The following is a 413-nucleotide window of genomic DNA, read 5'->3' as shown; positions in this document are numbered from 1 at the left end:
TGGCGCCTCCGAGCACGGAGGCGTCGTAGGCGAAGTACAGCTCGGGCCCACCATCCGCGAGCGGGCCCCTGCCCTCCAGCCCGTCCACGTACGTTCCCAGCGTGGCCTTCAGCGCATTGCGCCGGGTGAAGCGGTGCAGCCACACCTCCTGTGCTCCGCAGACGTCGCGGAAGTACGCGGGCGTCCACTTCCCCAGCGCGGGCCAGTCCTGGATGGCGCTGGTGAGGATGACCGGCGTGGTGCGCGCGGCGAGCGCTTCGGGTGAGAGTCGCGCGATGCGCTCGACGGGTGTCCAGGGCTTCATGCCGCCACCTCCCTCGCAACCACCGGCACCGCGAGCCGGCGCTTCGCCCACGCGGTGAGCCCCAGGGCGCTCACCACCGTCAGGGCCACCGTCGCCCACAGGCCGAGCG

Annotated in this window: 1 pseudogene; it reads right to left on the bottom strand. The window is 72.6% G+C overall.

The features are described 5' to 3' along the window. Positions 1-304: pseudogene (locus HUA74_RS45040) on the bottom strand (cupin-like domain-containing protein); the annotation flags it as partial. Positions 305-413 lie beyond the last annotated feature (109 nt).

It is taken from the genome of Myxococcus sp. CA051A, assembly GCF_013336705.1.
GTDB classification, from domain to species: Bacteria; Myxococcota; Myxococcia; order Myxococcales; family Myxococcaceae; genus Myxococcus; species Myxococcus llanfairpwllgwyngyllgogerychwyrndrobwllllantysiliogogogochensis.
The sequence above is the reverse complement of the archived record's forward strand: the minus strand, read 5'-3'. Positions and strand labels throughout refer to the sequence as shown.